This is a genomic window from Bacteroides sp. AM23-12 (assembly GCF_003434395.1).
GTDB classification, from domain to species: Bacteria; Bacteroidota; Bacteroidia; order Bacteroidales; family Bacteroidaceae; genus Bacteroides; species Bacteroides thetaiotaomicron.
The window spans coordinates 24,783-44,980 of the sequence record NZ_QTLF01000037.1 but is presented as its reverse complement, the minus strand read 5'-3'; the positions used below and the strand labels follow the sequence as shown (position 1 = coordinate 44,980).

Below are 20,198 nucleotides of genomic sequence, written 5' to 3'. Positions count from 1 at the left end.
TCGCAGGCGCTTGCCTGCCGCGAGGGAACTCCCGAGGATTTAATCAAAGCAATGCGATTATACAGGGCCATCAAGAGAATTTGCGAAGAAGAGAAGCTGGAAGCGCTGACATTAAGCTGCTTCAAACTGATCGATCAAATTGATACGACCGGCTGTCTGGCATTGTCATTGCTGAATGATGACGGTATCATGGCAGGCTGTGAGGGAGATCTCCAGTCTATCTTCACTCTTCTGGCAGTTAAGGCGCTGACAGGAAAAGAAGGATTCATGGCAAATCCATCCACCATCAATACGCGAACCAATGAATTAATACTGGCACATTGCACTATAGGACTCAAACAGACGGAAAGATATATTATCCGCAATCATTTTGAGACAGAGAAAGGTATCGCCATTCAAGGACTGCTCCCGACAGGTGACGTGACTATCGTAAAATGCGGAGGCGAATGTCTGGATGAGTATTACCTGTCTACCGGAACTCTAACCGAGAATACGAATTATATCAATATGTGCCGCACGCAGGTGCGTATCCGCATGAATACTCCGGCGGATTATTTCCTGAAAAACCCGCTAGGCAATCATCATATTATGATTCATGGGAATTATGAAGAAGCTTTGAATGAGTTCCTGTTATCGAATGCCTGCAAAAGGACGGAATAGGGGATCGAAACAGAGGCTCTGTTATAGATAAATGCAGGCTCTGTCAGCAGTTGACGGAGCCTGCATTTATTATAAACAGAAGCTCTGTTTTATTGTAACAGAGGCATATCTTTCCACTGTCCGCCGTGCCACTCCACTACTGTGTCAAAGCCGACTTTCTTCAAGGCTGCCAATGCTTCGGCACGACTGTTATTAATCCGTTCCGGATAATGGGCATCACTATTCACCTGTACCCGAATACCCAATTCTTTCAATAAAGGGAAATAGCGTTCGTTCGGATAGAAAGTTCCCAAATCATGATAAGACTTGGTATTAATTTCAACGATATATCCATGACGGGCTATTTCTGCAAAATAATCGCGAACCAACGCATCATACCACGGTTCGTCCAATAATCCCGGACGATAGCAAGAGGCATTATAGTGCATCTTATCTGCATGACCAAGGATATCAAAACCTCCCAGCTCGACCATACGGAGCAGATTCTTATAATAAAGGTGGACAACGTAATCGAGATCACCTTCAAAATGCGCATCTATCAATTGACGGAATATATCGGCAGGGGTATCGATATCCACGACTTTGCCCTGCGGAGAATAGAGCATATGCACAGAACCAATCCGATAATCGAGCGGCAATTCCTGAAAACGAGGGATAGCGGGATGGCTCTCTTCATTCAGATAGTCTATTTCGAGTCCGATGGCAAGCTCTATTTTATCGGCATATTTCTCCTTCAGACGAGAAAATTCGGAAAGGTAATCATCCATCCGGTCCCACTCCATCGTCCATGCTGTAGAAAATGGCAGAGGAGCGTGAGAAGAAATGCCATAAGAAGAAAAGCCTTCACTAATGGCAAAACGGATAAAATCTTCCATATTAGCTCGTCCGTCACAATATAAGCAGTGACTATGGTAATTGGTCAGGTTTGTCATATCGGTCTATGTTATTTCGGTTATTATCAGGTTGTTTCAGTTATTACAGTTTCTTTCCGTTCAGATTCATGTCAGCCTTCTATCTCGCTCAGTTCCAGCCAGCGCATGGTCTTTTCGTCAATCAGATCATTCACTTCGGGCAGACGTTTCGACTTTTCAGTCAGTTCGTCTACAGAAAGCGTTCCGCTGCAAAGCAGTTCTTCAATCTGTGCCTTCTCCGCTTCCAGTTCCGCTATTTCTTTTTCCAGTTGTTCGAACTCACGCTTTTCCTTGAAGCTCATTTTCCGCTTATCGTTCAGACGGACACGGGCGGTCTTCTCTTCCTGCGGCTTTTCCGCTTCCTTTTCTTTCTGTGCCTTGGCTTCTTTCCAGTCACGGTAATCGCTATAGTTTCCGGGGAAGTCACGAATATCTCCCTGTCCGTTGAATACCATCAGATGGTCTACTACCTTATCCATAAAGTAGCGGTCGTGGGAAACGACTATGACACAGCCCTTGAAGTTCTGCAGATACTCTTCGAGCACATTCAGAGTGATGATGTCCAGGTCGTTGGTAGGCTCATCGAGCACGAGGAAGTTGGGATTACGCATCAGCACCGTGCACAGGTAAAGGCGGCGGCGCTCTCCCCCACTCAGTTTATAGACATAGCTATGCTGCGTTTCGGGAGTAAACAGGAAATGCTGCAGGAATTGCGAAGCCGTCAGCTTCTTTCCATTCCCCAGTTCGATCACTTCGGCTATATCCTGCACGACATCAATCACCTTCATTTGTTCGTCGAACTGGAGACCGTCCTGCGAGTAATAGCCGAAACGGACAGTTTCGCCCACATCCACCGTTCCGCTGTCGGGTTTGACCTGTCCCATCAATATTTTGATAAAAGTAGATTTACCCGTTCCGTTATTTCCTACAATTCCCATCTTCTCGTAACGGGCAAAGATATAGGAAAAATCATCCAGAATCTTCAGGTCGCCGTAGCTCTTGAACAGATGATCGGCTTCGAATATCTTGCTTCCGATATAAGAGGCCTTTACTTCCAGTTTTACGTTGTCATTGTTGAAACGTTGCTTGGCAACCTTCTCCAGTTCATAGAAGGCATCTTCACGGTATCGGGCTTTGTGTCCGCGTGCCTGCGGCATCCGGCGCATCCAGTCGAGTTCCGTACGATAGAGGTTGTTGGCACGTTCTATTTCCACGCTTTTAGCTTCGATGCGTTCCTGACGTTTCTCCAGATAATAGCTGTAGTTACCTTTATATTGATAAATCTGCTGATTGTCAATTTCGATAATCTCCGAGCAGACACGGTCGAGGAAATAACGGTCGTGCGTCACCATCAGCAGGCTCAGGTTGGTGCGACGCAGGTAGTCTTCCAACCATTCGGTCATGTCCAGGTCCAGATGGTTGGTAGGCTCATCGAGAATCAGCAAATCCGGTTCGGTGATCAGGGCGTTGGCTAAGGCTACACGTTTCAGCTGTCCGCCGGAAAGCTGCTTCACCTGCTGGTCAAAGTTACGGATTTTCAGTTGGGACAGAATTTGCTTGGCTTTCTGCTCATATTCCCATGCTTTCTCCTGGTCCATGCGTGCCAAGAGGTCTTCCAGTCCCGGATGCCCTTCGGTTTCCATACATCGTTCGTACTCTTTAATCAGTTCGACGGTGCTGTTGCCGTGATGGAAACAGGCTTCGAGAACGGTCAGTTCTTCGGGATACTGCGGGTCTTGTTCCAGATAATCCACACGAAGGTCACGGCGGAAGACGATGTTTCCGCTGTCATACCCTTCTTTTCCGGCGATGATATTCAGTAAGGTTGTTTTTCCGCTGCCGTTCTTGGCGATTAATCCGACGCGTTGCCCCTCGGCAATGCCAAAAGATATATTTTCAAAAAGAACCAAGTCGCCGAAGGACTTGGTCAGGTTGTCTACTTGTAAATAAGGTACTGCCACGTAATTTAGTGATTAGCTGGTTCGTGATTTAGTGATGATCGATTGCCGATTGATATGCTTCGGCAATGTTGCAGGGTTGGCCGGCCTTAACTTTGCTCCATGCGATTTTCATCGGGTCGATGGTCCGGCCTTGGTATTCGAGTACGGGGACTTCCCGATTGCCGTCAATCAAGGTTTTCCACTCCATGCCTTCCACTTCGTTAGTCAGAATCGCGCATACCGTTATACCGATGGCGAGCCATTCATCTTTCTTCTTGGGGCTGATCTTACCGCTGTCTATCACTTGCTGAATCTTCTCCAAGTCCTCTTCCACTCCCTGAAAGTCTTTTTTGAGTTCCTGTTTGACGGTAGATACTACCCACTCGTAGCCTTCATTGATCTGATAGATTTCCGATAGGCGGACAGAAATCAGTTCTGCGGGATATTTCTCGCCTTCCTTGCGGGCTTCCAGTGTAGCGATGACCTCTTCCGCTTCCTTGGTGCTTCCGCCTTTGGGCACGGTGAAAGAACATTCAAAAGCGATATTGCCGGTTCCTGTTATCCACAGGTGAGAAGTATAATAAGTGCCCTCTTCCTGAAACATTTCTTTACTGTAGGCACAGTCCCATGTACCGATTTTCACCAATGAAGCCGAATCGTTTTCTTTCAGTTCCTGACGGATGGCGTCTTTACCGTATGAGGCGTTGCCTTTAAAAGCTGATATACGAAAGTTGCCCGTCCATACATCGGGGTTATAGAAAAGAAAAGAGCCTTCGCCATCTTCAAACTCGTTCCAGTCCGACGGATAGTTCATCGAAAACCACGCTCCGGGGGAGATAAATTTCTTGCCTTGCATCCTTTTTCATTAAATGATTAACCTTGCAAAAATACGAATTAAAAATGAATTTCACTTTCCTATCGGCTGTATTTTCCTCCGTACTTCTTTGGAAATCTCCAGAAACATATAGTTCAGCTTTCCGGAATGGATGCCTGCTTCATTGTCTTTGTACTTTTTGTTGGCGTACTGTTTGGATTTCTCGAAAGTGAGCAGTGACATTTCGTTCTGCGATTTGCCGACCATGGTAGAGTCCAGTTGTTCATCCGGGAAGAAGTCGTCGAGGTCTACATCACCGATCATCGTCGTTTCGAGGAAGTTCATGTCCTTATGAGAGTTGTCGGTGTAGTATCCTACGAACATATGCCCCGGTGTACGTACCAGTATCGGTTCGATATTGATAGCCCGAAGGAGCGAAGCGAACAGTACGCTGCCGTCCACACAGTTGATCTGCGACGATTCCAGCGCATCGTCAAAGGTGCGGACGCGTTGCGAGAAAACGACATTGCTCGAAAGGCTCGTATTGGATACGGAACTGTAGCGGAACTTACGTTTCTGTAAGATGTTCCAAAGTGCGTACACCTGCTTGTCTACCGCACCTTTGGCCGTGCTCTGGTAGCCCAGGAAACGATTCACGATGCGGGTATTCAGCGCTTCACGAAGCAGCTGGTCGATCATCGGATTCTCTTCGTTGACGTATGCGGCAAAAAAGATACTGGTATCGTAAAACTTCGTCCCGTTCGCCACATAACCCAACAGGCATTCATTGACGCTACGCACCGAAAACGTACGTACCCGTTGTCCCAAGTCTTTCCCGTTCATCTCCACTTTTACGGCTACGCTCACCGGTTCCGCCTGTGCGTTATTCTTCAGTGCCTCGTAATTCCAGATGATATCGGGATAAATAGTATATTCCGTCCTCGGCTTGTTCAGCACAAATTCCGACACGGAACGGGAAAAGAAAGGGGTCTCGGCAACCTCTATCCGCACTCGGCTGTAAGCAGTCCTTGACTTCACCCGAACGGCGATGCACGATTTCGGATTTCCGAGACAGGTAGAATCCGAAGGAGTAATCACCTGCGCGTCCGTAGTGGCTACCGACAGGATGGCCGACGGAAAGATATTTCCTCCCAGATCGTCTACGATCTCAAAGCCGGAATTAAAAGAAGTATATTTAAAGACGGAGATTCCCCCGATGAGAAGAAGCAGTACAATCACCCCTCCTACCACTTCGCGTCTATATCGTTTCAAGTCTATTTTTATCATGATCTGCAAACTGTGTATTTATTATCCTATCGCTACACAAAGATAACAAATAACAGACGGTTTTTCCTCGCATATCCCATAAAAACTTTCAAATATCATCCCGATGCCCGCATTCAGCGGAATGTAATACGATTGTAATATTTGTTTCATCCGCCCGTAACAAAGTCTTCTCATCTTTGTCCCGAAATAAAAAAAAGCTTAACTTTGTCATATCACATTAATACATATATCATATGAACGATTACCGTATTTTAGTTGTCGACGATGAAGAAGACCTCTGTGAGATTCTGAAATTCAATCTTGAAAACGAAGGTTATGAAGTGGATACCACCAACTCCGCCGAAGAGGCTCTGAAGATGGATATCAGCAGTTACCACCTGATTCTTCTGGACGTGATGATGGGGGAAATCTCCGGTTTCAAGATGGCAAACATGCTGAAGAAAGACAAGAAAACAGCCAGAGTGCCCATCATCTTCATCACAGCCAAAGATACCGAAAACGATACCGTAACAGGCTTCAATCTGGGAGCGGACGATTATATCTCCAAGCCTTTCTCCCTGCGCGAAGTGATCGCCCGTGTGAAAGCCGTACTGAGGCGTACCGCCACGATGGAGACGGAAAAGGCGCCCGAACGCCTGACTTACCAGTCACTCGTGATCGACATCACCAAGAAGAAGGTAAGCATAGACGACGAAGAAGTGCAGCTGACGAAGAAAGAATTTGAGATACTGCTTCTGCTGGTGCAGAACAAAGGACGCGTCTTCTCCCGTGAAGACATTCTGGCACGCATCTGGAGCGACGAAGTATACGTACTCGATCGTACCATTGATGTGAATATCACCCGTTTACGGAAGAAAATTGGCGAATATGGCAAGTGCATCGTTACCCGCCTGGGATACGGATACTGCTTTGAAGCCGAATAATCAAGAAGTATGAATCTACCTGTCAAGCAAAAACATTTCCTCTCTTTCAGCCGGAAGTTATTCCTTTCGGTGATCTCGCTGTTTCTGGTATTTGCCTTTTGTTTCATCGCCTACCAGTATCAACGCGAAAGAGAATATAAAGTCGAGTTACTCAACACACAGCTCCAGAACTATAACAGCCGCTTGTACGAACGGCTGAACAGTAATCCCGCCATCGAAGAAACGACTGAAAAGTATATCCGCGACCACGCATTGGAGGACTTGCGCGTCACACTGATCGACTTGCAGGGAAATGTGATCTATGACAGTTATCAGACTACCGACCAGCAACTGGAGAACCATCTCAACCGCCCCGAAGTTCAGAAAGCCTTGAAAGACGGAACCGGTTTTGACGTACGCCGCACCTCGGAGACCACCGGGCTACCGTATTTCTATTCGGCAACCCGCTACGGAGATTATATCATCCGCTCGGCACTGCCATATAATGTAAGCCTCATCAATAATCTGCAGGCAGACCCGCATTACTTATGGTTTACGGTCATTGTGTCGCTGTTGCTCATGGTGATCTTCTACAAATTCACCAACAAACTGGGAACTTCTATCAGCCAGCTCCGCGAGTTTGCCATGCGTGCAGACCGTAACGAACCGATAGAGATGGCGATGCAGTCCGCTTTTCCGCATAATGAGCTGGGAGAGATTTCGCAGCACATCATCCAGATATACAAGCGTCTGCACGAAACGAAAGAGGCACTCTACATCGAACGCGAGAAACTGATTACCCATCTTCAGATTTCGCATGAAGGGCTGGGCATATTCACCAAAGACAAAAAAGAGATTCTGGTCAACAACCTCTTTACTCAATACAGTAACCTGATTTCGGACTCTAACCTGGAAACGACAGAGGAAGTATTCGCCATCAGCGAACTGAAAGACATCATTCATTTCATCAACAAGAACCAGCAGCAACGCTCGCGGGGAAAAGACGAAAAGCGTATGTCCGTCACAATCAACAAAAACGGACGCACCTTTATCGTGGAATGTATCATCTTTCAGGACGCCAGCTTCGAGATTTCGATCAATGACGTCACGCAGGAAGAAGAGCAGGTACGTCTGAAGCGCCAATTAACCCAGAACATTGCCCATGAACTGAAAACTCCCGTAAGCAGTATCCAAGGTTATCTGGAAACGATTGTCAATAACGAGAATATCTCACGTGACAAGATAAATACGTTCCTCGAACGGTGCTACGCACAAAGCAATCGCCTCAGCCGGCTGCTACGCGACATATCCGTACTGACCCGCATGGACGAAGCCGCCAACATGATAGACATGGAGCGGGTAGACATCAGCGTACTGGTAGGGAACATCATCAATGAAGTTTCTCTGGAACTGGAAGAAAAGCACATTAGCATCGTGGATTCACTAAAGAAGGGTATCCAGATCAAAGGCAATTACTCTCTGCTCTACTCCATCTTCCGTAACCTGATGGACAATGCCATCGCATACGCCGGAACCAATATTCAGATAAACATCAACTGTTTCCGTGAAGATGAGAATTACTATTATTTCAGCTTCGCAGATACGGGTATCGGTGTCTCTCCGGAACATCTGAACCGCCTTTTCGAACGTTTCTACCGGGTGGACAAAGGGCGTTCACGCAAACTCGGCGGAACCGGTTTAGGGCTTGCCATCGTAAAGAATGCTGTGATCATACACGGAGGAAACATTTCTGCCAAGAATAATCAAGGCGGCGGACTGGAATTTGTCTTCACGCTGGCGAAAGAGAAATAAACAGCTTGGTTTTTCTTTATTCACAGTGCAGTCAAACAATCAGCCAATCTCCCAGATTCCGTTTCCCGGCATCAAAGGACACACCGACTTTCACCAGTCGTCTGCCATCCACAGTGTAGGGCAAAAGGTAACCTTTTTCATCAATCTGCTTCAGAGCGTCTTCGGCGGTGCCGGTGAGTTTAAATTCGAACACATAGATGTAGTCCGCAGTCTTTACTACTGCGTCGGCACGACCGATAGCGGTACGGACTTCCGCTTGCGTGAATTGCCCCATGAGTTTGAAGACGAGATAGAATACAACTTGATAATGACGTTCCGTTTTCTCGTTCAGTTCGTAAGGAAAATCAGCGAAGAAACAGGACAGACGAGTGAGGAAAGCTTCCGTTTCGCCCGTTTCCAGTTCATGCACAAACTTCCCGATATAAAAGGTGGTATCGGTGGATGCGACAGGGGTATAGAAAGGGGCGACAAAATTGAGGAAACCATATTTCACCTCTTCGTTAGGAAACCCCAGCGTATATGTACGAAAACGTTGGTCGAACGACTTTATAGTCAGGTATCCGCTTTGATAAATCATCGGAACAGGATTGGAGATATTCGCCCTGTCGTCACTCAATGAAGCAGAAGAGACTTCAATACCGTCCAATTCGCGAAGGTCAAAATTTGTCTTCTTTAGGATCTCTACCAGAAAAGTAGGCGTTCCGCTGGCAAACCAATAGTCACCGAAACGCGACTTAGCAAGGGCATTGAGCACACTGAAAGGATTGAACATGGGAGTAAATCCTTTCTCAGGAGTGAAGCGGTAACCGTCATACTGGCGGGTGAGTTGCTCTACGGCTTCGCCATAATTGGTTTCAGTCTGGAGAGCCAGTTCTTGCAATTCAGGCACAAAAACGGTTTCGATTTCCGCACGTGTCATGCCGCAAAGGGTGTTGTACTCAAGGTCAAAGCTGATATCATTCAACTGGTTAAGCGTGCTGAAAATGCCCATCTGCGCAAACTTCGTTACTCCGGTGATAAAGACAAACTGAAGATAAGGGTCAGCATCTTTGAGTACAGTATAGAAAGCGGTCAGCGTTTTACGGAAGTCTTCTTGCAAATCAGGTTTATCGAATGTCTGAAGCATGGGTTTGTCATATTCGTCTACGAGTACGACCACACGGCGTCCGGTCTGTTCGTATGCACGTCGGATAATGGTAATGAAGCGTCCGGAGTAGGTCATTGTGCCTTTATCTACTCCATACATCTCTTCCCAACTTTCCAGTTGCAGTTCAAGCATTCTTTCCAATCGTTCCCTACTGTCATATTTCTCAGCATTCAAGCTTAGGTGCAACACCGGGTATTCGAACCAGTTCTGCTCCAATTTCTCGATAGCGAGTCCTTCGAAAAGTTCTTTCTTCCCCTTGAAATAAGCTTCAAGCGTGGAAAGCAACAGGCTCTTCCCGAAACGCCGGGGACGACTGAGGAAATAAGGCTTCCCTTTCGTTACGAGACGATAGACCAGTTCTGTTTTATCGACATAAAGATATCCTTCCGAGCGAAGAAATTCGAAACTTTGTATCCCTATCGGGAGCTTACGGAGCGTTTTAACAGGTGCGTTCATATCAGCTTTTATTAAAAAATAACCAATGCTACGGGCAAAGATAACAAATTCGATGCAGATTCCACCCGAAGGGAAGAGATTATTTAGCCCTATTCACACAAAGTCGGCTGTATCGATAAAAAATACGAAGCCGCATATCCAGTTTTCAAAACTTACCGGAATATCGGTATGTTTTTTCACATAGTTTTCATACCTTTGCTTCCGAAAGTAAGTTTAAACCAACCAATTGTCATGAAAACAAACATAAGCCTTATACTCATTCTGTGCCTTCTTCTTGGCGCCTGTAAAAACGGGAATGCTTCAAGTCAAAGCAAAAGCGAAACACCGCAAGATACCATTAAGGCTATTAAGATGCCCGCCATCCCGCAAATGATGACAGCACCGGAACAACGGGCCGACTTTCTGGCCAAGCATTATTGGGACAATGTAAACTTTGCCGACACCAACTATATCCACCATCCGGAAGTAACGGAACAAGCGTGGGCAGATTATTGCGACTTGCTGAACCACGTACCGCTTGAAACAGCCCAACAAGCCATGCGCAATGTAATCGACCGGACCAATGTGGACAAGAAGGTGTTTACATATATCACCGACCTGGCGGACAAGTATCTGTATGATCCCAACTCCCCCATGCGTAACGAAGAATTTTATATACCGGTATTGGAAGCAATGATAGCCTCTCCTGTATTGAACGAAACAGAGAAGATACGTCCCCAGGCCCGTCTTAAGCTGGCTCAGAAAAACCGTATCGGAACCAAAGCGCTCAACTTTACTTATACCCTGGCCTCCGGAGCACAAGGTTCATTATATCAGTTGAAAGCGGAATATCTTCTGTTATTTATCAATAACCCCGGCTGTCAGGCATGCACAGAAACCATAGAAGGTCTGAAAAACGCTCCCATCATCAACCAGCTTTTACAGGAAAAGAAGTTGGTACTTCTCTCCATCTACCCCGATGAGGAACTGGACGAGTGGAAAAAGCATCTGAGCGAATTTCCCAATGAATGGATTAACGGATATGACAAGAAGTTCACTATCAAAGAAGAACAGGTCTATGACTTAAAGGCTATCCCGACTCTATATCTGTTGGATAAAGACAAGACTGTATTGCTTAAAGATGCCACCGCACCAGCCATTGAAGCATATCTAATGCAGCATCAATAGTTAACATGTAGTTCCAATATCAGTTCCAACCGTTGAAACAAAATGTTTCTGCCGCTCGGAACTAAAGTTTCATCCGCTTGAAACCAAAGTTTCTTCAGTTTGAAACTAAAGTTTCCTCTGCTTGAAACTAGAGTTTCATCCGCTTGAAACCGTTGGTTTCAACGCTTTGGAACTTTCTAAAGCAACTATCAATTAGAGTAACTTGACTGCATGACCGGAGTAACCCAACCGCATTAGTTGCTCCAATTCACCCGTTCTTTCAAGAAGCATTAACTCATTTATTGGCTACTAATAGATGAGTTATCAGCCTTTAATACCTGATTTCTCAATTATTAATAGTTGATATGCCAATCTTTAATAGTTGACGTATCAGACGTTAACATCCTACAAATCAACCTATAACACTACAAAACGTCACGTCATCCGATGCACCGGAGTGAGAGCAACCATTTGCTCTCATACCTGCCACCACACTTGCTACCACGCTTGAAACAGCGATGAATAAAGGGATACGCAGGAATTGTTAGAGCATGAGAGCAAAACTGCTGTTATTTTCTTTTTGGTAGAAACAAATAAACTATATATCTTTGTCCCCGCATTGGTTTGCGACTCTCATCACGAGGGAAGCGATTAAAAGGGAATCAGGTGTAAATCCTGAACAGTCCCGCTGCTGTAAGTTCCATAGATATGTTGCGAGCAATCTACTCAAAGCCACTGGAAAGAAAATTCCGGGAAGGCGCCCGCAACAGGAATAAGTCAGAAGACCTGCCATGTAAAATCCGTTTCACTGCTTTCGAGGAAAAAGCGTTGAATCTAATGACCCGGACATCCGTCTATCATTTCATTCATCACTCTGATTCAGAGAAAGTATGTACAAACTAATAGACTCTGCCAAGTTTATTATGTGTGTCCGGTCGAAGCGATTTCGCCCGGACACTTTGATGGACATATTTTATTTACTTAATATACAAAACATGAATTGTAAAAAGCTATTCAAAACGTTATTATTTATAATAACAACGCTTGTTATTGTGTCTTGCTCGAAAGACGATTGTGACCTGGACCACATTGACAAACTACAAGGATTACCAGCTCTGAAAGCCGGCACTTTCCCCGAAGAGGATTTGACACTCAATGTCGGAGAACAATATGTATATGCCCCTAAGGCAAGTAGTCCGCTGGATATATACTATCAATGGTATCAGAATGGAGAAGATATGTCGACCGCCCCTTCATTCACATTCAACGCCGAACATCCCGGCCGTTCCAAAGTTATTTTAGAACTCAGCAATGACTTGGGAAAAGTGACATTAGAAAATAAAGTGATGGTTCCGGGAGCGGATTACTCCAAAGGATGTCTGATTATCAATGAGGGATGGTTCGGACACGGATCCGGAAGTATTTCATTCTATAATTATGAGAAGAACAGCATTGAACACTGGTGCTATAAGAATCAGAATTTCGGAGATGTGCTGGGAGTTACCTCACAATCGGCTACTTTGTGGAATGGGAAGTTGTATGTCTGTTCAAAAGAAGATAATCAGTTGGTGGTGATGGATCCTAAAACTCTGTATGCTGAAAATAGCTGTGGCAAACTAGCTAATTATCAAGCTTATGAGTTTATCGGTTTGAATGACGATTATGGAATAATTACTCATGGAGGATATTTCAGCCGTATCAATTTAAAAACGTTTGAAACAATTACACTGGTATCGGTAGGAAATACGTATACCGGAACAGGTAGCGGAATCGCTTATAACGGAAAACTCATATTAAATGTGAACTCCTCCGGGTGGGGAAGTCCTAAAGTGTATACCATAGACATTGCAGAATTATGCTCACCCGATCTCAAGCCTACAGACAAAGTCGCATTCCAGGAATTAGATATTACAACCTATGGTGGTACTCGCTTTGTACAATGTAAAGATGGAAATATCTATACTGTAGAAACGACCAAAGACGGTAAAAACAATCTGGTAAGAATCAATGCTGATTTTTCTCTGGAAAAGGTTGCAATGCGTGACGATTATTCTCCCTCCTCGTTCGGTGCTTACAGAGAAGCCAGTTTCTGCGGCACTCCTGAAGGAATATTCTACTACATCGCAGGAGGAAAGATATACAAAGCCACTTTTGACGATCCCGCCCCTGAGGAGACACTGACCGAATACACCAAAGAAGGTTACGGATTCTATGGCGCAGGCATCCGCGTCAATCCAAAGACCAACGAATTACTGGCCATGTACCTGACCGGAGACTATCAGAAAAATCTTCTGGTAAGATTCAACGCCGCCACAGGAGAAAAGATATCAGAAATAGCATACGATGGCTATTATTTCCCGGCTACATTCATTTTTAACTAATAACAAGACTCTGAAACAAGATGAATAAACTATATACCACTTTATTAATAGCCTGCCTTGCAGCAGGTTTTACCGCCTGTAACGACGACGATTGCGAAGATTTGCACCTCGGCAATCTGGCACATTATCCGAACGTACTGAAAGGAACTTTCCCGACAGAAAGCCAAGTGTTGGAATTAGGAGAAACGTTGGAGATTACTCCGGAACTGCTTAATCCGGAAGGAGCCACCTATTCATGGCTGGTCAATGGAAAAGAGTATTCTACCGAACCGACCTTTAGTTACAAAATAGACAATCCATGTCGCGCGGACCTGTCATGTATCATCAAGAATAAATACGGAAAAGTAGAAATGAGCACAAGTTTCAGCTCTAACCACAACTTTTCCAAAGGATTCTTCTACGTAGCAGACGGAACATTCAATTTCTATGATACCGAAAAGAAAACTGCTTATCAAGATTGTTATGCTTCTTTAAATGCAGGAAAAACTTTGGGAATTGGTAACTACGACTCTGCAAATATCATTCACAGCAACGGAAAGTTCTATCTGCTTGTGGGCACCAGCACATCGAACCGAGATCATTTCTACATTGTCGACGCCAAGACTCTTTATTACGAAAACTCCGCTGTAGTAGGCGCAAACCTAAGCGGTCTGACCATTCTGAACGAACAATATGGATTAGTGACAGGAGATGGCATACGTCGTATTGACCTAAAATCACTTAACAATGTCAGGATCAAGAATGAGCGTCTGCTTTGTTTCTATAATAGCATAATCTACAATGGCAAAGTGCTGAGCAATGACACTTATAAAGATGAGTCCAAAGTGAAGTATTACGATGTAAACGAGCTAATCGCAGCTAAAGAAGGAGAAGCTCCTGCCGTTACAGAGCTAGATATCATTCAAAAACAGAAAATCAATTTTGTACTGGCTAAAGACGGTAATGTTTATACTCTTGAATCGGCTGATAACGGATGTAATATCGTAAAAATAAAGAATGACTTTACTTTAGAAAAAGTCTTTGCAAACTTCCAGCCGGCCAAGGGACCGTATCATTCAAGTCCGACCATAGGCATGGTAGCATCCGAAACAGAGAATATTATTTATCTGGTATCGACCGACGGAGCTATATATAAATATATTTTAGGCGATTCAGACTCTCTCAAAGCACCTTTCATTGCCGCAGAATCAGGAGTTTCAATTACTGCTCCATTGCAGCTGAACCAACAAAGCGGAGAACTCTATGTAACTTATACCGAAGAACGGAAAGATGAATCTAAAATCGTCGTTTACAGCAAAGACGGAAAAGTTCTCCACACAGTAGACTGTGGTGAGAGCGTTCCTTCACAAATATTATTCAATAACTAAACTAACATAGAAAAATGAAAAGATATTGGTATCTGATGGCTATAGCAGCCACTCTTTTGGCTTCCTGCAACAAAGATGAGGAAGAAACGGAAATTCAAGGATTCAAAGTGCTGGAATATCGTCCGGCACCAGGGCAGTTTATCAATGAAGGCTTCGACTGCCAGACAATGGAAGAAGCAAACGCTTATGCAGAAGAGCGCTTCAACAAGAAACTCTACGTCTCACTGGGATCTTTCGGCGGATACATCACCATTAAAATGCCGAAAGAAATAAAGAACCGCAAAGGATACGACTTCGGTATTATCGGCAATCCCTTCTCCGGAAGTTCCGAACCGGGCATCGTATGGGTATCCGAAGACGCTAATGGCAACGGAAAAGCAGACGACGTATGGTACGAGCTGAAAGGAAGTGACGAACCGGAACGCGACTATTCCGTCACTTACCACAGACCGGATGCAGCCGGAGATATCCCTTGGGAAGACAGTAAAGGAGAAAGCGGAGTCATCAAGTATCTCCCTCAATATCACGATCAGATGTATTATCCGAACTGGATTAAAGAGGACTCCTATACATTGAAAGGAAGTATGCTCGAAGCACGGACAGAGCAAGAAGGCGGAATATGGAAAAACAAGGATTTCGGAAAAGGATATGCCGACAACTGGGGAAGCGACATGGCAAAGGATGACAACGGCAACTACCGGTATAATCAGTTTGACCTGGATGACGCCGTTGACCAGAATGGCAATCCTGTAACGCTGGAACGTATTCATTTTGTGAAAGTACAGAGTGCCATTTTGAAGAATGTCGAGTCGATAGGTGAAGTGTCAACCGAGGTGGTTGGATTCAAAGCTTTTTAAAAAGCTGTTCAAAGTCATGGATTTACCTTCGCTCCTCTCTTGCAAAAGACAAATAAACTATCTATCTTTGTCGCGCATTGGTTTGCAACTCTCATGCACGAGGGAAGCAATTAAAAGGGAATCAGGTGAAAGTCCTGAACAGTCCCGCTGCTGTAAGTTCATTTTTTGGTTGCGAGCAATCGACTTTATAGCCACTGGAAGGGTATTCCGGGAAGGCGTTCGCAACAGGAACAAGTCAGAAGACCTACCATGCAAACTCGTTTCACTGCTTTCGAGGAAAAAGCGATGAGTCTAATGAACCGGACAATCCGTCCATCATTTCATTCACCATTCTGATTCAGAGAAAGTGTGTACTAATTAATAAACTCTGCCAAGTTTATTATGATGTCCGGTCGAAGTGAGTTCGCCCGGACATCTTTTTACATTATGAACAGACTGAAAGAAAACAATGAGAAGGAATACTTTTATTAAAAAGATGAGCGTACTACTCTGCTGTCAGGCTTTGTCCTTATCCCTTTTTGCCCAACAACAAAAAGTGGATACAGCACATATCTACTCCATCCCCGAAATCATGGTATCCGACCCTTATCAGACGCGTGAAGTCCGTTCAGCCTCTCCTCTGCAGGTTTTCAATAAGGACGAATTAAAGAATCTGCAGGCCCTGCAGGTATCGGATGCGGTAAAACATTTCGCAGGAGTTACCGTGAAGGACTATGGAGGTATCGGAGGATTAAAAACCGTCTCCATCCGAAGTCTCGGAGCACAGCACACCGCTGTTTCCTATGATGGCATCACCGTCAGCGACTGCCAGACCGGACAAGTAGACATCGGACGTTTCTCCCTAAACAACGTTGACCGCCTTTCGCTCAACAACGGACAAAGCGACAACATCTTCCAGCCTGCCCGTTTTTTTGCTTCTGCCGGCATACTGAACATACAGACACTGACTCCGCACTTCAAAGAAGACAAGCCGACTAATATAGCCGCCGAATTTAAGACCGGTTCATGGGGATTAGTAAATCCTTCCCTTTTTCTGGAACAACAACTCAACAAGAAATGGAGCATGACCGCCAACGGCGAATGGATGTCTTCGGACGGACATTATCCATTTACCCTGCGTTACGGGAATGATGCCGATGTTCAGGTCAGTAAAGAGAAGCGCCGGAATACGGATGTAGAAAACCTTCGGGCTGAGATAAGCGCTTTCGCCAATCTCTCCGACAAAGAGCAATGGAGACTGAAAGCCTATTATTACCAGTCCTCACGGGGGCTGCCCAATGCCACTACCTTATATTATGACTTCTCCCGACAAAATCTGCAGGATAAGAACACCTTTATCCAAAGCCAGTACAAGAAAGAGTTTAGCAGAAAATGGGTATTCCAGACCTCTGCCAAGTGGAACTGGAGTTATCAGAACTATCAGGACCCGGATGCTCTTACCTCCGTCGGAGGAACTGACAACAGCTATTACCAGCAAGAATATTACCTGTCCGCTTCCGCTCTATACCGGATATGGAACAATCTTTCTTTCTCCTTGTCCACCGACGGAAGCATCAATACGATGAATGCCAATTTGCAGAACTTCGTCTCCCCCACCCGCTATTCATGGCTGACAGCCTTTGCCGGGAAATACGTCAATGAATGGGTGACGCTGTCCGCTTCTGCTCTGGCAACTGTCATCAACGAGAAAGCTAAAAACGGAGGTAGTGCCGGCAACCACCGGAAGCTGTCTCCCAATGTCAGCATCTCGCTAAAGCCGTTTCATAATGAAGAACTGCGGTTCCGTTTCTTCTACAAAGATATCTTCCGTCTGCCCAGCTTCAATGATTTATATTACGACAAGGCCGGAAACATCAATCTGAAGCCGGAAAGTGCTACTCAATATAATATAGGTATTACTTATAGTAAAGCCATCAACAACTTTATACCTTATCTTTCGGCCACCGTAGACGCCTACCATAATAAAGTGACCGACAAGATTGTAGCCACTCCTACCAAGAACTTATTCATCTGGAGTATGGTCAATCTGGGCAAAGTGGATATCAAGGGGATAGATGCAACTGCCAGCCTCAGCCTCCAGCCTCTGGATAAACTACGGATCAACCTTTCCGGAAACTATACTTACCAACGGGCACTGGACGTTACCAACTCCAATCCCAACTCACCGGAAGGTAAAGTGTACAAGCATCAGATAGCCTATACCCCGCGCGTCTCCGCTTCCGGACAAGCCGGAATAGAAACTCCATGGCTCAATCTTTCCTATTCATTCCTTTTCTCCGGAAAACGGTATATGTTAGGACAAAACATCAGCGACAACCGCCTGGACAGCTACAGTGATCACAGCATCTCTGCCTACAGAGATTTCAAAATACAGAAAGTTACAGCATCACTCAACCTGGAAGTGCTGAATCTGATGAACAGGAATTATGAGATCGTTAAGAATTTCCCCATGCCGGGAAGATCGGTAAGAGTGACGATAGGAGTCAGGTATTAGGTAATAGGTATTAAGTAATAAGTATTAGGTATGCAGAAAGGTCTTTTATATAATATGTTGCTACGGTTGGGGAAGTGTTTTTTTCTTTTCCCACTCTTCTTTATCGCTTGCGATGATCTGGAAGATAAGCCAAGTATTGTACCCGAAAGCAATGGGGATGTATTCGAAACCGGAACAGCGGAGATGTACATATTAAGCGAAGGACTGTTCAATCAGAATAATAGTTCGCTCGCTCGTTATTCTTTCAATCGGCAAAGATGTACGAACAACTACTTTAGTGCAAACAATCAGCGGAGACTGGGAGATACAGCCAATGACATAGCGATCTATGGAAATAAGATTTATGTAGTAGTCAATGTGTCGAGCACCGTAGAGGTGATTGACTTCCCTACGGGCAAATCCATCCGGCAGATCAGTATGTTGCGCGACAATGGCAGTTCACGTCAGCCCCGCGCGATAGCGTTTGATAAGGATAAGGCATATGTATGTTCCTATGACGGAACAGTCGCAAGGATTGACACCACTTCTCTGGAAATCGAAGAGATTGTCACAGTCGGAAGAAATGCGGAAGATATCTGCGTACAAAACGGGAAATTGTATGTATCCAATTCCGGCGGACTGGATTATTCGGGACCGGGCGTAGACACTACAGTATCAGTGATTGACATAACGACTTTCAAGGAGACCAAGAAAATAGAAGTCGGACCGAATCCGGGAAAAATACTTCCGGGGCTGGAAGAAGCCGTGTATGTAGTCACACGGGGAACTGACATTGAAGCCGGAGACTATCATCTGGTCAAAATCGACAGCCGGACGGATGCGGTCGCCACTACGTATGATGAAAAAGTACTGAGCTTTGCCATCGACGGCCCCATCGCTTATCTATATACTTACGACTATCAGACTAAAGATTCCGCCATCAAAGTATTTGACCTGAATGCAGGAACTGTCATACGGGATAACTTTATCACAGACGGAACGGCTATCCAAACGCCTTTCAGCATTCAACTGAATCCATTCAGCGGGAATGTGTATATCACGGAGGCTTACAATTATACAGTCAAAGGAGATGTCCTTTGCTTCAACCAACAAGGGCAACTTCAATATCGGCTGAATGATATCGGCTTAAATCCTAATACAGTAGTCTTCAGCGACAAGGCTTCACAAAACGAGGCAGGAGATACACCGGAAAATCCGAATGCACCTTCCGCCTTTGCCAACAAAGTATTCGAATACATCCCTGCCCCCGGACAGTTCATTAATACAACAACCTCCGCCTACGAAGACGGCTTCTCTGCCGGACAGGTTCTGGAACGTGCAACAGAGAAATTAAAGAAGAAGTCTGTTATTTCTTTAGGTGGATTCGGGGGAACGATTACAGTCGGATTCCATCAGTCAATCCGTAATAGTAAAGGCGAATATGACTTCAGAATTTTAGGCAATGCCTCATACAATCAGAATACCGGTACGGGAGCTTTGGGAGGAAGTGCCGAACCGGGCATTGTCTTAGTCTCAAAAGATGAAAATGGCAATGGATTGCCGGACGATGAATGGTATGAACTGGCAGGAAGCGAATATGGGAAAGATACGGAAACCCGTAATTACGAAATAACCTATTATCGTCCTCAACCTGCCAATGGTGATGTCCGCTGGACCGACAATCAAGGAGGAGAAGGGTTCGTCTATCGCAACAGTTACCATCAACAGGATTCCTACTATCCCAATTGGATAGAAGAAGATGAAATTACTTTTCGCGGAACACGCTTGAAAGACAATGCAATAAATGAAGGAGGTACTTGGGTAGGGTACTGTTATCCTTGGGGATATGCGGATAATCATCCCAACAGATCGGAGTTCAGCCAATTCAAAATAGACTGGGCTGTTGATCAAAACGGGAATCACGTAGAATTAGACAAAATTGATTTTGTGAAAATATATACAGCTGTCAATCAAAACGTAGGTTGGATGGGAGAAATTTCCACGGAAGTAATGACAGTAGAGGATTTACATTTCGAGAACTAATC

Annotated in this window: 13 protein-coding genes, 1 pseudogene and 2 riboswitches; of the genes and pseudogenes, 9 read left to right on the top strand and 5 right to left on the bottom strand. The window is 45.1% G+C overall.

Translation table 11 applies throughout. The annotated features are described in order from the left end of the window. Window positions 1-660 (top strand): annotated as a pseudogene (locus tag DW640_RS20470) (fucose isomerase); the annotation flags it as partial. Window positions 661-749: 89 nt separating this feature from the next. Here DW640_RS20470 and DW640_RS20465 read toward each other — a convergent pair. The 4 genes from DW640_RS20465 to DW640_RS20450 form a co-directional block, all read right to left on the bottom strand. Further along, entirely contained in the window at window positions 750-1,592 is an 843-nt protein-coding gene (locus DW640_RS20465) for a histidinol-phosphatase (RefSeq protein ID WP_074856842.1), read from the bottom strand. 71 nt (window positions 1,593-1,663) lie between these two features. Further along, complete coding sequence (locus tag DW640_RS20460) at window positions 1,664-3,532, bottom strand: ABC-F family ATP-binding cassette domain-containing protein (RefSeq protein ID WP_022470075.1); 1,869 nt, start codon at window positions 3,530-3,532, stop codon at window positions 1,664-1,666. Between the two features lie 28 nt (window positions 3,533-3,560). After that, window positions 3,561-4,367, bottom strand: coding sequence for a DUF3805 domain-containing protein (locus DW640_RS20455; RefSeq protein WP_048696163.1), 807 nt, complete (start codon window positions 4,365-4,367; stop codon window positions 3,561-3,563). Between the two features lie 51 nt (window positions 4,368-4,418). Further along, window positions 4,419-5,612 carry a hypothetical protein gene (locus DW640_RS20450; RefSeq protein WP_008762295.1) on the bottom strand — a complete coding sequence of 398 codons (1,194 nt, stop codon included), beginning with the start codon at window positions 5,610-5,612 and terminating at the stop codon, window positions 4,419-4,421. Window positions 5,613-5,845: 233 nt separating this feature from the next. On the opposite strand from DW640_RS20450, the gene DW640_RS20445 reads away from it, so the two are divergent. Then, complete coding sequence (locus DW640_RS20445) at window positions 5,846-6,535, top strand: response regulator transcription factor (protein WP_117578892.1); 690 nt, start codon at window positions 5,846-5,848, stop codon at window positions 6,533-6,535. A 9-nt stretch (window positions 6,536-6,544) separates the two neighbouring features. Next, on the top strand, window positions 6,545-8,326 hold the full coding sequence (locus DW640_RS20440) for a cell wall metabolism sensor histidine kinase WalK (RefSeq protein WP_008762293.1): 1,782 nt from the start codon (window positions 6,545-6,547) through the stop codon (window positions 8,324-8,326). A 31-nt stretch (window positions 8,327-8,357) separates the two neighbouring features. Here DW640_RS20440 and DW640_RS20435 read toward each other — a convergent pair whose 3' ends face one another. Further along, complete coding sequence (locus DW640_RS20435; protein ID WP_048696165.1) at window positions 8,358-9,929, bottom strand: ATP-binding protein; 1,572 nt, start codon at window positions 9,927-9,929, stop codon at window positions 8,358-8,360. 231 nt (window positions 9,930-10,160) lie between these two features. Here DW640_RS20435 and DW640_RS20430 point away from each other — a divergent pair, with 231 nt between their 5' ends. The 6 genes from DW640_RS20430 to DW640_RS20405 all read left to right on the top strand — a co-directional run bounded on the left by DW640_RS20430 (window position 10,161) and on the right by DW640_RS20405 (window position 20,196). After that, window positions 10,161-11,096 carry a DUF5106 domain-containing protein gene (locus tag DW640_RS20430; protein ID WP_008762291.1) on the top strand — a complete coding sequence of 312 codons (936 nt, stop codon included), beginning with the start codon at window positions 10,161-10,163 and terminating at the stop codon, window positions 11,094-11,096. A 582-nt stretch (window positions 11,097-11,678) separates the two neighbouring features. Beyond that, a riboswitch (cobalamin riboswitch) is annotated at window positions 11,679-11,884 on the top strand. A gap of 186 nt (window positions 11,885-12,070) precedes the next feature. Next, window positions 12,071-13,456 (top strand): DUF5074 domain-containing protein, encoded by a 1,386-nt coding sequence (locus tag DW640_RS20425; protein WP_233525463.1) that lies wholly within the window; start codon window positions 12,071-12,073, stop codon window positions 13,454-13,456. Between the two features lie 20 nt (window positions 13,457-13,476). Then, window positions 13,477-14,823, top strand: a complete 1,347-nt coding sequence (locus DW640_RS20420) for a DUF5074 domain-containing protein (RefSeq protein ID WP_008764810.1) — start codon at window positions 13,477-13,479, stop codon at window positions 14,821-14,823. A gap of 14 nt (window positions 14,824-14,837) precedes the next feature. Then, window positions 14,838-15,680 carry a hypothetical protein gene (locus tag DW640_RS20415; RefSeq protein WP_008764809.1) on the top strand — a complete coding sequence of 281 codons (843 nt, stop codon included), beginning with the start codon at window positions 14,838-14,840 and terminating at the stop codon, window positions 15,678-15,680. Window positions 15,681-15,741: 61 nt separating this feature from the next. Then, window positions 15,742-15,947: riboswitch (cobalamin riboswitch) on the top strand. A 181-nt stretch (window positions 15,948-16,128) separates the two neighbouring features. After that, a complete protein-coding gene (locus tag DW640_RS20410; RefSeq protein ID WP_117578890.1) occupies window positions 16,129-18,174 on the top strand; it encodes a TonB-dependent siderophore receptor in 2,046 nt (681 codons plus the stop codon). Window positions 18,175-18,204: 30 nt separating this feature from the next. Then, window positions 18,205-20,196, top strand: a complete 1,992-nt coding sequence (locus DW640_RS20405) for a YncE family protein (protein ID WP_117578889.1) — start codon at window positions 18,205-18,207, stop codon at window positions 20,194-20,196. Window positions 20,197-20,198 lie beyond the last annotated feature (2 nt).

Bases quoted from the DNA above. Each gene is read 5' to 3' on its own strand.
- DW640_RS20430 (WP_008762291.1), top strand. From the start codon at position 10,161: ATGAAAACAAACATAAGCCTTATACTCATTCTGTGCCTTCTTCTTGGC.
- DW640_RS20420 (WP_008764810.1), top strand. From the start codon at position 13,477: ATGAATAAACTATATACCACTTTATTAATAGCCTGCCTTGCAGCAGGT.
- DW640_RS20425 (WP_233525463.1), top strand. From the start codon at position 12,071: ATGAATTGTAAAAAGCTATTCAAAACGTTATTATTTATAATAACAACG.
- DW640_RS20405 (WP_117578889.1), top strand. From the start codon at position 18,205: ATGCAGAAAGGTCTTTTATATAATATGTTGCTACGGTTGGGGAAGTGT.
- DW640_RS20445 (WP_117578892.1), top strand. From the start codon at position 5,846: ATGAACGATTACCGTATTTTAGTTGTCGACGATGAAGAAGACCTCTGT.
- DW640_RS20415 (WP_008764809.1), top strand. From the start codon at position 14,838: ATGAAAAGATATTGGTATCTGATGGCTATAGCAGCCACTCTTTTGGCT.
- DW640_RS20410 (WP_117578890.1), top strand. From the start codon at position 16,129: ATGAGAAGGAATACTTTTATTAAAAAGATGAGCGTACTACTCTGCTGT.
- DW640_RS20440 (WP_008762293.1), top strand. From the start codon at position 6,545: ATGAATCTACCTGTCAAGCAAAAACATTTCCTCTCTTTCAGCCGGAAG.
- DW640_RS20450 (WP_008762295.1), bottom strand. From the start codon at position 5,612: ATGATAAAAATAGACTTGAAACGATATAGACGCGAAGTGGTAGGAGGG.
- DW640_RS20465 (WP_074856842.1), bottom strand. From the start codon at position 1,592: ATGACAAACCTGACCAATTACCATAGTCACTGCTTATATTGTGACGGA.
- DW640_RS20455 (WP_048696163.1), bottom strand. From the start codon at position 4,367: ATGCAAGGCAAGAAATTTATCTCCCCCGGAGCGTGGTTTTCGATGAAC.
- DW640_RS20435 (WP_048696165.1), bottom strand. From the start codon at position 9,929: ATGAACGCACCTGTTAAAACGCTCCGTAAGCTCCCGATAGGGATACAA.